Origin of the sequence: Alteromonas sp. LMIT006, assembly GCF_024300645.1 — a bacterium.
Lineage (GTDB): Bacteria > Pseudomonadota > Gammaproteobacteria > Enterobacterales > Alteromonadaceae > Opacimonas > Opacimonas immobilis.
Genome location: NZ_CP101291.1, coordinates 2204306 through 2216018 on the forward strand (window position 1 = coordinate 2204306; position 11713 = coordinate 2216018).

General features: G+C 43.3%; 12 protein-coding genes. 4 read left to right on the forward strand and 8 right to left on the reverse strand.

Annotated features, from left to right (window positions below; all coding sequences use genetic code 11):
- Positions 1–5: 5 nt before the first annotated feature.
- Together NLG07_RS10270 and NLG07_RS10275 are read right to left on the reverse strand one after the other, a co-directional pair.
- Entirely contained in the window at positions 6–1427 is a 1422-nt protein-coding gene (locus NLG07_RS10270) for a mannose-1-phosphate guanylyltransferase/mannose-6-phosphate isomerase (RefSeq protein WP_254855358.1), read from the reverse strand.
- 78 nt (positions 1428–1505) lie between these two features.
- A complete protein-coding gene (locus tag NLG07_RS10275; protein WP_254855359.1) occupies positions 1506–2327 on the reverse strand; it encodes a pirin family protein in 822 nt (273 codons plus the stop codon).
- 64 nt (positions 2328–2391) lie between these two features.
- Between NLG07_RS10275 and tcdA the strand changes: the two genes are divergently transcribed.
- Positions 2392–3156: a tRNA cyclic N6-threonylcarbamoyladenosine(37) synthase TcdA gene (gene tcdA / locus NLG07_RS10280; RefSeq protein WP_254855360.1), complete on the forward strand. Its 765-nt coding sequence runs from the start codon at positions 2392–2394 to the stop codon at positions 3154–3156.
- Here the strand turns inward: tcdA and NLG07_RS10285 are convergent.
- Entirely contained in the window at positions 3153–3680 is a 528-nt protein-coding gene (locus NLG07_RS10285) for a hypothetical protein (RefSeq protein WP_368501253.1), read from the reverse strand. The two genes, tcdA and NLG07_RS10285, sit on opposite strands and share 4 nt — an antisense overlap.
- Before the next feature lie 215 nt (positions 3681–3895).
- On the opposite strand from NLG07_RS10285, the gene NLG07_RS10290 reads away from it, so the two are divergent.
- Positions 3896–4795: a LysR family transcriptional regulator gene (locus NLG07_RS10290; RefSeq protein ID WP_254855362.1), complete on the forward strand. Its 900-nt coding sequence runs from the start codon at positions 3896–3898 to the stop codon at positions 4793–4795.
- A gap of 114 nt (positions 4796–4909) precedes the next feature.
- On the opposite strand, the gene NLG07_RS10295 is transcribed toward NLG07_RS10290, so the two are convergent.
- Positions 4910–5755: a sterol desaturase family protein gene (locus NLG07_RS10295; protein ID WP_254855363.1), complete on the reverse strand. Its 846-nt coding sequence runs from the start codon at positions 5753–5755 to the stop codon at positions 4910–4912.
- 105 nt (positions 5756–5860) lie between these two features.
- Between NLG07_RS10295 and NLG07_RS10300 the strand changes: the two genes are divergently transcribed.
- Entirely contained in the window at positions 5861–6511 is a 651-nt protein-coding gene (locus NLG07_RS10300) for a Crp/Fnr family transcriptional regulator (protein WP_254855364.1), read from the forward strand.
- Between the two features lie 45 nt (positions 6512–6556).
- Positions 6557–7993, forward strand: a complete 1437-nt coding sequence (gene rimO, locus NLG07_RS10305; RefSeq protein ID WP_254855365.1) for a 30S ribosomal protein S12 methylthiotransferase RimO — start codon at positions 6557–6559, stop codon at positions 7991–7993.
- Here rimO and kdsB read toward each other — a convergent pair.
- From kdsB to msbA, 4 genes are read right to left on the reverse strand one after another with little or no spacing between them, the layout of a single operon-like run.
- Positions 7990–8760 carry a 3-deoxy-manno-octulosonate cytidylyltransferase gene (gene kdsB, locus NLG07_RS10310; protein ID WP_254855366.1) on the reverse strand — a complete coding sequence of 257 codons (771 nt, stop codon included), beginning with the start codon at positions 8758–8760 and terminating at the stop codon, positions 7990–7992. The genes rimO and kdsB overlap by 4 nt on opposite strands.
- A complete protein-coding gene (locus NLG07_RS10315; protein ID WP_254855367.1) occupies positions 8757–8981 on the reverse strand; it encodes a Trm112 family protein in 225 nt (74 codons plus the stop codon). The genes kdsB and NLG07_RS10315 overlap by 4 nt, the downstream gene beginning before the upstream one ends.
- The gene (gene lpxK, locus NLG07_RS10320) at positions 8978–9943 is read right to left on the reverse strand and encodes a tetraacyldisaccharide 4'-kinase (RefSeq protein ID WP_254855368.1); all 966 of its coding nucleotides are present in this window, start codon (positions 9941–9943) and stop codon (positions 8978–8980) included. The genes NLG07_RS10315 and lpxK overlap by 4 nt, the downstream gene beginning before the upstream one ends.
- Positions 9940–11709, reverse strand: a complete 1770-nt coding sequence (msbA, locus tag NLG07_RS10325; RefSeq protein WP_254855369.1) for a lipid A export permease/ATP-binding protein MsbA — start codon at positions 11707–11709, stop codon at positions 9940–9942. Before msbA ends, lpxK begins: the two co-directional genes overlap by 4 nt.
- Positions 11710–11713: the final 4 nt, after the last annotated feature.

Below are 11713 nucleotides of genomic sequence, written 5' to 3' on the forward strand. Positions count from 1 at the left end.
CATAATCAGCTTTTCCTGCGACCATAACGATCTGAAAGGCGCACAATGTCGTCTTCGCCAAGATAGCTTCCTGATTGCACCTCGATTAATTCCAGTTCAATTTTGCCTGGGTTTTCTAAAGCGTGTACCTCACCGATCGGAATATAGGTAGATTCATTTTCTGATATCAAAAGCGTTTCTTCACCTAAAGTAACCTTCGCCGTGCCTGAAACCACAATCCAATGCTCTGCACGATGATGATGCATTTGTACAGATAACTTTTCACCTGGCTTGACTGTGATGTGTTTAACTTGAAAACGCTCGCCATTATCTATCGAATCGTAACTTCCCCATGGACGGAATACCTCTCTGTGGAATTGGAATTCTGGACGAGATTGTTCCTTGAGTTGATTGACAATGGTTTTGATATCTTGTACTGCATCACGTTTAGCAACCAATACTGCGTCTTTGGTTTCAACCACAACCATGTCATCACATCCTACTAACGTAACTAGACGCCCCTCTGCATTCACGTAATTGTTGTGTGACTGTGTGGCCAAGACATCACCCACGAACGCATTGCCAGAAGAGTCTTTTTCTGCCACATCCCACAAAGATGACCACGCCCCCACATCAGACCAACCGGCTTGTAACGGAACCATGGCTACATTTTCTGCTTTTTCCATGACGGCATAATCAATCGAATCGTCTTGAGAAACAGAAAATGCCTCATCTGCAACCCGAATAAAGTCTAAATCTTGTTCAGCCCCTTCAAGTGCCCTCTCGCAAGCAAGAAGAATTTCAGGTGAATGGATCTTCAATGCGGCTAAATAGGCCCGTGCCTTGAACATAAACATACCCGAGTTCCAGTAGTAGTCTCCACTTTGCACATAATCTTGTGCCGTTGCCAAATTGGGTTTTTCGACAAACTGCGCTACTTGATAGCCCAATAACGTTTCTTTATGTGAGACTGAACTACCGCTTTTGATATAACCATATCCTGTATGAGGTGCTTCTGGTACTACCCCAAAAGTAACCAAATAATTTTGTTCAGCAAGCGTACGGGCTTTAACTAAGGCCTGATGAAACGCCTCTTCATCTTGTATCAAGTGATCGGCAGCCAACACCAACAACATGGGGTCATGAGCATTTTGTACCGATTGTAGGGCGGCCAGGGCAATCGCAGGCGCCGTATTTCGACCAACAGGTTCTAGGATAATGCCTTGATGCCGATGATTGATCTGACGCAGTTGTTCCGCGACCAAAAAACGATGCTCTTCATTGCAGATAAGTAATGGCGCAGAAGTACCACTCACAGGCAAACGCGTAAGGGTGTCTTGTAACATGCTTTGTTCAGAGGTGAGTTTCAAAAATTGCTTGGGATAAGCAACACGAGACTTGGGCCACAGGCGACTACCTGAACCACCGGCTAAAATAACAGGGATCATTGTTGTATTCCTTTACTCACAAATGTCTTTAAAGTGTAGTCAATCAGTCGCATATTCGCCAAATCATCTAGACAATTTTTATGTCAGTTGTCCATTTTGATAATCGGTAATAGCCTGACGGATTTCTTCTTCAGTATTCATCACAAATGGTCCATATTGCACGATTGGCTCATTAATTGGCTTGCCACTGACAAATATAAACTTTGCCTCACTTTCAACATTAACAGAGATTGTTTCACTCAGCGAAAGTACTGCACAAATACCCCTAGTGATTGTTTTAGTGGCAATGTTGACCTCACCATCGTAGACATAAATAAAACCACTTTGTTCAGGGTCTGTATCGGCATGAAATGCCTGTTTTTGAGTCAAATGTACATCCCAAAACTGAGGTTTGACCGCTGTTGTATTCACAACTCCGTCAATATTGTGAAACTGGCCAGCTAACACTCTCACTTTACCGGCTTTTAAAATAACCTCTGGAATCATTGAGCTAGGAATATCTTGATAGTTCGGCTCACTCATCTTTTGGTGCGCAGGCAAATTGACCCACAACTGAAACCCGCGCAAAACACCATGCGTTTGTTGAGGCATTTCTTCATGAATAATTCCTCTGCCTGCGTTCATCCATTGCAAACCACCGTCTTCAATAAGACCTGAGTTTCCGACTGAATCTTTATGTCTCATTTTGCCTTGCAACATATAAGTGACAGTTTGAAAACCTCTATGTGGATGTGGCGGAAATCCAGCAATATAATCCTGCGCAGAATCTGAACCGAATTCATCTAGCATCAAAAAAGGATCGAGTCTTGGTAATAAAGGCTGCCCAATAATTCGTTTTAGTTTTACACCTGCTCCATCTTGGGTAGCAATGCCTTGCACTGTGTGGGAAATTATCGTCATACGTTCCTTTTCGGTTTTGGCCTGTGATAAAATAGCAAAAGTTTACTAGATTATACGCAATTTTATGCAAAAAGAACGATTTGGTGGTGTCGCTCGATTGTACTCTGAAACGAGCTTAGACAAATTTCAAAATGCGCATGTGATGGTCATTGGCATCGGTGGCGTAGGTACCTGGATTGCAGAAGGACTTGCCCGTAGTGCAATTGGTGAAGTGACCTTAGTTGACTTAGACGATATTTGTGTAACTAATACTAACCGCCAGATTCATGCATTACAACACACCATTGGACAGCCTAAAGTAAGTGTAATGGCTGAACGCTTAAGAGATATAAATCCCAGCATAAAAGTAAACGAAGTAGAAGATTTTGTGCTACCAGAGAATGTTCAAGAGTTGATCCCAAAAGATGGACGCTTGGTTGTGGATGCTTGTGATTCTATATCCGCCAAGGCTGCCGTTATTGCGCATTGCAAACGCTTCAAGATCCCAGTGATTACCATAGGTGGTGCGGGGGGACAAACCGACCCTAGACAAGTCACCACAGGTGACTTAGCGAAAACGATTCAGTGCCCTTTAAGTGCCAAATTACGCAGTGAACTCCGAAGGCAGTATCACTTTAGCAAGAACCCCAAGCGACGTTTTGGTGTTGAGTGTGTTTACTCTACAGAACAACTCAAATACCCCCAACCAGACGGTTCTGTATGCCCAACAAAATCATTACAAGAAGGCTCTACTCGATTGGATTGTGCCAGCGGTTTTGGCGCAAGCGTAGCGGTGACTGGGACCTTTGGCTTTGTTGCAGTATCTAGAATTCTTGAAAAGATTCGTTAACTTTTTTTATTTTTTATATCCAAAACAATAGCAACTATTAACCAAATAAATAAAGCAGCAAAAATAAAGTAAGTATTTTCTGCTAACTGCATAATTTCTTCACTTAAAATTGCAGTACCTGCTATCAACAATAAATAATATGGTAAATTCAATAATCCGGCTAACCAAACGACCTTCCAACTTTGCCCCTTAGCGCCTTGTGAGACCATAAAAAAAGCTAAAGAATTTATATGAACCATCGCTAAAAGTAAGTTTTTTAAGGTAATTTCTTTACTTTTAGAGTTATCTTGCATCTGTCTTCTGCCCAGTGCAAAGTTAACCACAGACCCTAATGTCGCGGCCAACACCATGGCGATAGTTAGATAAGTAATTCCCTTTAAATCAGGTTCTGAGCCAACTACTAATAACACAGCAAAAAATTGTCCTGGAAAATAAAAACCAACAAATACGATCGCTTCTAATAATATAATTAGGAATATTAAAGCATAAAAATAATCGCCAATTTGTCCATTAATGACTTGCAAAGTAGTGAAACCTGAGGGGATAATGGAAAAGTGTGTTAGGACTTGTATTAGAGACAGCGCTATCAGTGCAGATAAAGGAAGGATAAATCCATATTTCATTAAACGTAACTCGCAAACTCATTTATAACTGATTTACGAATCAAAACGCGTTTCAGATCGCAAGGATCTGTATGAATGATGAAAGGATATGCAGACAATAACCAAGGAGATAATGGATGAGTTATCGTCCTAAAACCACACTCGAACAGTGGCGGATTTTGCAAGCTGTAGTGGACTATGACGGTTATGCGAAAGCTGCGCAGGCCCTAAATAAAAGCCAATCATCACTGAATCATGCAGTGGCAAAATTACAGTCTGTATTAGGCGTACAATTACTTGAAATCCGCGGCCGCAAAGCCTATTTAACTGAGGCGGGTGAAGTCATGTTGCGTCGTTCTCGGTATCTGACTGAGAACGTTGAATCACTTGAGAACCTCGCAGAAAACATCAATCAAGAATGGGAGCCAGAGATCACTTTGGCCGTCGATCTAGCGTTTGATAGAAACCTGCTCTACCCCGCATTACAACAGTTTATCCCTGAATCTCGAGGTTCACGTCTAAAAATAATCGACACGGTTCTAACCGGGACCATCGATGCAATCACCGAACACTGGGCTGATTTAGTCATCTCACATCAGGTGCCTGTTGGATACTTGGGAGAACCCTTAGTCGACATGCCTTTTGTGGCTGTATGTCATCCTCAACATGCCATTGCACGCATGCCAAGTCCTATTGACGCCGAAGCATTGATGCAGCATTGTCAAATCGTCATCAAAGACACCTCCAATAAACCACAAGAGCAATCCGGTTGGTTACGCTCTGAAAACCGCTGGACTGTTTCCCAATTCGATACAGCAATTGATTTGTTATTACAGCAAATTGGGTTTTGTTGGTTACCATTACACAAGGTGTCAAAATACATTGAGAATGATGAGCTTTATGTACTGAATATCAATGGTTCGACACACAAACGACTCAGCTCGTATCTTATCACTCCTCAACCAGATAATATTGGCCCAGGCACTCGTTTGTTATCTGATTTGATATTGGCACAAAAACAAATTTCGATAGCTTAAATATTTTTACGACAGATATTTTGCATTTGCCGGGATCTGTTACGAACGTTTGGTAAAAGATCCCAATATCAGCGTTTTGAATGACTTTATGCTCGCCTTTGGGCAATCAGAAAATTAACTTTGATTCGCAGATTGAGCCTGTTGCGTTGGAGTTCCAGGCTTAGTACGCGGGGTTTTATATAAAGGCCAAGCCAGTTGCTCTTTCCAATTTGCTCTGCGCATCCCCTCTACACCGTAACTGGCTGGGTATTGACGAGTAATCTTTGCCGTACCAAACAAAATATCCCAAAAGAAAAACATATTGCCATAATTTCCTTTGTAATTGGTTGCCGGGTCGTCTTTGCGCAAACCGTGATGGGCACTATGGGTTGAAGGAGTAGAGATGACCCGTTCAAGCACCCACATGACAGGATTGAGTACTGGGATTTTGTAAAGCGCTTGATCCCATTTCCATTCCGCATGTGCTCCCATAATAATGGTTAATTTAACCACCAAATAATAAGCATATACCCATCCTAATCCCATATAAATTAGAATACCAGAGAACCAAATAGACGGCATCATCGCGTAATAAAAAATGTTATTGCGAAACACAATACGCACACTCATATACTTGGCATTATGATGCGCACGATGCAAATTATACAATGGAATAAACGTATGACTGGCTCGGTGCCACCAGTACTGCATCATGTCGTCGAAGACAAATAAGAGACCGAGCTGAACAAACACCGAGGTGCCAATTAGCACACCTTCCATATCAGGAGCGACCACACTAGCTAAAGCACCAGAACTAAATAACACCAGTGGCTGGGTCAGCGCAAACAATACAATTGTACTGATGAATTCTACTTTGCCATCATCGGCGACCTCTGATTCCTTGCGAAACAGGCGTCCTTTAAACGCTTCCATCAAGGCAAAGCCAATAAATACACACAATATAGCGACCTGGTAAGACATATTATTCTCCTATTCTTGTATTCATTGTAAAGTTAGGTATCATCACAAAAAATATATTTATATAGTTTTATTAAAAAAATGTTTGTTGCAAGTAACAATACGTCGATGCCCACCCCGTTGCTCGAGAAGTGCTTAGCCTACGGCAAGCTTGTTCACTATCAAGTTGGCAAGCTGATCCACGACCGTGGTGATAAGAAACCGGGTATATCGATAGTGGTTTCGGGAGAGGTGGAAGTAGGTAACTATGATATTGAAGGTCGTTATTATCTTACTGCCATTTTAGGTGTGGGTGAGGTGTTTGGTGAGTTCACGGTACTGGCAAACTTACCTCGAACCCACAACGCAGTTGCATTGAATAATTGTCAGATATTACAGATTAGTGCGTCTCAAACGCACAAACTTCTCACTGATATACCGCAAGTGCAAACTTTTTTGTTACAGTCTCTCGCGACACGGCTACACAAAGTGTTAGAGCGCTTAGATGATGTCATTCGCTTACCCACTCATGTTCAATTAGCTAAATATCTCTATCAAATTTATAGCCAAACTCAACACAACAAAATCGAATTGCGACAACAAGACTTAGCGACCAGACTGGGAGTCACGGTGCTATCGGTACACAAAGCCATCAAGAAGCTCAGCGCATTAAATTTGGTTCAGACTTCTTATGGCGCAGTTTTGATTCCTGATAGGGTGTATTTTGTGCAATGGCTCAACGAGCAATCTGGCATATTACCGCTTAATAATGAAAACTGATACAATAACTGTCGTTAATGAATATCAATCTGAGGCAAGCTCTACATGACGGTAAACCAATTCAATCCAAAACAAACGACCACACTTGAGACACCTAAAAAGGTCATTGAGGAGCAGCACAGTCAAGATGTCGCAGAAGGGATTGAAATGGAACTTGGCCATCGCATTGGTTTTGTCAGTCTTGGCTGCCCCAAAAACCTCGTGGATTCAGAGCGCATTTTAACTCAGTTACGCACTGAGGGTTATGATGTGGTGAGTACCTATGACGATGCCGAGCTTGTCATTGTCAATACCTGCGGCTTTATCGACTCAGCAGTACAAGAGTCGCTCGATACCATTGGCGAGGCATTAGCCGAAAACGGTAAGGTCATCGTGACAGGTTGTTTAGGTATCAAAGAAGACGAAATACGTGAAGTTCATCCAAATGTTCTATCGATTACCGGACCTCATGCTTATGAAAGTGTGGTCGAGCAAGTCCACGCTCACCTTCCCAAACCCGAGCACAACCCTTACATGCACCTAGTGCCCGATCACGGGATCAAGTTAACGCCACGCCATTATGCGTATCTAAAAATATCTGAAGGCTGCAATCACAAATGCACGTTTTGTATCATTCCATCAATGCGAGGTTTGTTGGATTCGCGCCCTATCGGCTCTATTATCGCGGAGGCCAAGCGACTTCAAGCTGGTGGCGTTAAAGAACTTCTGGTGATCTCTCAAGACACCAGTGCCTACGGTGTGGATGTCAAACACAAGATCGACTTTGCAGACGGCACGCCGTTGCGTACCGATTTGAATACCTTGTGTAATGAATTAGGTAAATTAGGCATGTGGGTGCGTTTGCATTATGTTTACCCCTACCCGCATGTCGATGATTTGATTCCATTGATGGTGGAAGGCAAAATCCTTCCATATTTAGATATTCCATTTCAACACGCGAGCAAACGCATTCTGCGTTTGATGAAACGTCCAGGTTCGTCTGAGCGTGTTATCGAGCGAATCAAGCAATGGCGAGCTATGTGCCCCGAGCTGATTATTCGATCGACCTTTATTGTTGGTTTCCCGGGGGAAACCGAAGAAGAGTTTGAAGAATTACTCGATTTTCTCAAAGAAGCCCAACTGGATCGCGTTGGCTGTTTTAAATATTCTCCAGTTGAAGGCGCAGCAGCGAATGACCTTCCCGACCACATACCTGAAGAGATTAAAGAAGAACGTTTGCAACGATTTATGGCCGTGCAAAGTGAAATCAGTAGCCAGCGTCTACAACAGCGCATCGGTCAAGAGTATCTAATAGTCGTTGACGAAATTGGACCCGAAGGTGCAATTGGTCGCTGTTTCGCCGATGCACCAGAAGTGGATGGTGTGGTGCACTTAAACAATGTGTATGACGTCGAACCAGGTCAGCAGCTCTGGGCTGAAGTCATCCACGCTGACGCCCATGACATCTGGGCAGTTCCTGTCGAAGAAGACGACGAAGCTTAGCCCATAAGCTTCGTCAAATCCTCTGGTGTATCAACACCTGGAGGGGGTGTTACTAAGGCTTCTGCAACATGAATGTTTTCTCCGTGATATAACACGCGAAGTTGCTCAAGTGATTCGAGTTGCTCTAAAGGACTGGCTGGCATATCAACATAACGCTGAATAAACTCGGCGCGATACGCATAGATACCGATGTGGCGCAAATATGGGAACGCTGCAAAATCCACTTTCGCTTCAGAACTGCTTAATGCCTGTTGTTCCCCTAACATCCCATCGCGAACAAACGGCAAGGCAGAACGAGAAAAATATAAAGCTTTACCCGAGGTATCTGTGACTACTTTGACAATATTAGGATTGTAAAATTCATTAATATCTGTGATCCGGCACGCCAATGTTGCCATGCTGACCTCTGGATTGTCCGCTAAATTTTGCGCCACTTGCCTTACCACACTTACCGGAATATGTGGCTCGTCACCTTGGATATTCACTACAATATTCTGCGGATCACATTGTAGAGTTTGCACCACCTCAGCTAATCGCTCGGTCCCCGATTGGTGATCACTTCTGGTCATTACCACTTGACCGCCAAAGCTTTCAACGCACCTAGCAATACGTTGATCATCCGTTGCGACATACACAGCTTCCGCTTGAGCCAATTGAGCTCGCTCAACGACATGCTGGATCATGGGTTTGCCATCGATATTAACCAATGGTTTCCCAGGGAAACGAGTGGAGCCGTAACGCGCTGGAATGATTACGGTGAATTTCATAGTTTGGGTACCTTTTCCAATTCTTTTAAAGTGAGTGAACGCGCTTCACTAGTCAATAACTTAGGTATACCGTCATATATCGGGAATGCTACTTTATCAAAACGACACACAAGCTCTTGTTTTTCAGACTGTTCACCAACTTGGGACAAGTGCAACACGAGTTTGCCTTTACACATGGGACAGGCAAGTACATTTAGTAAATTGCGTTCAAACTTTTTCATAATCTTTCTATGTCGTGAGCAATACGCAGCAAAAAATCATTATCGAACGTCGCCTCCACAGGTAAATAGCACCAATTTTTACCTGCAAAATCTGTACACTTAATTGCGTCTTTTTGCGTCATTATAATACTTTGATCGGTTGGTAAGTCGTTTTCAGTATAGGCATAGTGATCAGCAAATGCACGTTGTGCTTCAAACTCAATTCCTATATCTTCAAGGGTAGTAAAAAAGCGCTGAGGATGCCCTATTCCTGCGATTGCCATGACGAATCGTTCCGGTACTTGTCCGTTGGGCAAAATAGGTTGTATGGGTCTTGCCTGCAATGTCATACGGACATCACATTTGAGTCGGTTTGCACACCTTTGTGGGTCTGCACTATTGAGAATCGAATAATCAACCGTGTTTAACCGCCAAGGCCCCTCGCGTAAAGGCCCAGATGGTAATAACTGACCATTTCCAAGCCCTCTTTCATCCATTACGACAATTTCAATATCTCGTGCCAAAGCGTAGTGCTGTAAACCATCATCACAGATAAGAACATCACATTGTGCTAATAACCGCTCCCCCCCTCGCGCACGAATCGGATCAATTACCACTGGACACTGACTCAATTCGCTTAATAACTTAGGTTCATCGCCAACATAGCTCGCCTTATCCTCAGCCGTTACTAAATGCGGAAAAGTCTTACACTTTCCCCCATAGCCTCGCGACACAATCCCAGGGCGCTTTCCTTGAGCTTTTAAGAATTTAGCTAAAGTAAGTACGACAGGGGTTTTCCCATTTCCCCCCACACTGATATTGCCTACGACAATAACAGGAATAGGAAGTGTAGTGTGTTTGAAGATCCCATTTCGATACAGCCACCTGCGCAGAGCACTTAATATGCCAAACACAGCACTCAAAGGCCACAAACACAACAGCCAAGGCGAACGATTGAGCCATGCGCGTTCTAAGCGAGTCATGACGATTCAGCACCAAACTGCATCTGATGGAGGTTAAAGTAATGGCCTTGTTTATCAAGTAAGGCTTCATGTGTACCAATTTCGACAATACGACCTTGTTCAATAACAACAATTTGATCGGCTTTTTCAATGGTTGATAACCGATGAGCCACGACAAAGCAAGTGGTATGTTTTTGCAGTTGCTCTAATGCGTTTTGAATCAAGCGTTCAGACTCGGTATCTAAGGCTGACGTAGCCTCATCCAGAATCAAGATTGGCGCATCCAACAAAATGGCACGAGCAATGGCAATTCGCTGTCGCTGTCCCCCAGAAAGCATTAACCCATTTTCTCCCACTATCGTTTCGTAACCATCTTCTAATTGGGTCACAAAATCATGTACGTGAGCTAACTTGGACACTTCCTCAAGCCGCGATTGCGAAACCTGACCGTCGGCTCCATAGGCGATATTGTTCGCTATCGTGTCGTTGAATAAAGTGACGTGTTGAGAGACTAACGCACACTGACGTCGCAAACTGCGCAACTCAATGTCATTCAAGTCAATCCCATCAAGCGCAATAGTCCCTCGTTGCGGACGATAAAAGCGTGTTAGAAGATTGGATAAAGTTGATTTACCACTGCCTGAACGACCGACTAGAGCAATGGTTTCGCCTGCCTTAACGGTCAAATTAATTTCTGACAATGCGGGTTGTTCTTTACCAGGATAAGTAAAGGTCACATCATTAAAGACAACATCCCCTTGCGCTTTGTTCAAGTTCACCTTACCTTGGTCAATTTCAGCCAATTCGTCTAACACTGCAAAAATACTGGTACACGCAGCCATCCCTCGCTGAAACTCATTATTTACCGTAGTAATTTGCTTCAACGGCTTTAATAGCATGGTCATACATACGACCACATTGGTGAACACCCCAGCCGATAAATCAACGAGTCCTGGAGTGCTAGCGATAAAAAGTACAACCGCTAAAGCAACCGAGGCAATAATTTGAATGGTAGAAACACTGATCACTTTGGTTGCAAAAAGCTTAAGTGTTTGTTGCCGGTTTTGGTTGTTTTTGCGCTGAAAGCGCTGGGCCTCTTTTTCTTGACCACCAAACATCAAGACGACCTTGTGACCTTTGACCACTTGTTCAACCGCTGTAGTTAAATTACCCATGGCATGTTGAATATTGCGTGAGACCTTACGAAAACGCTTACTTACCACAGAGACGATTAGAGCAACAAGAGGCCCAATTAATAAGAATATCGCAGACAATTGCCAGGAGTAATAAAACATCACCACAAGTAAACCGATGATCAAGGCACCCTCTCGAACCAACACCAAAAGCGCATTTCCTGCTGCGCGTGCCACTTGCTCTGTGTCAAAGGTCAATTTAGAAATTAAAGTACCGGTTGCATTTTGGTCATGAAAACTGACTGGCAATGCCATGTAGTGCTGAAACAGCTCTTGGCGCATGTTCATTATCACTTGGCCACTGATCCAATTAAGCGTGTAAGTACCCAAAAAATTGCAAACACCTCGCAAAATAAAAATGGGTACAATCAAATACGCGGCCATGCGCAAAAAATCATATTCCCCTTTGCCGAGACTTTCATCGATAATGGGTTGTAACTGAGCGATAACGAAAGCGTCAATAGACGAGTAGCCAATCATACCCAAAATGGCAATGACAAAGTATTTTTTATACCCAGTAAGGTAAGAAAAAAAGCGTTTCACAACAGGAGCATCTAATGACTCTGCCGTTTGTTCAGATTTATTGGCGTTCATAGCA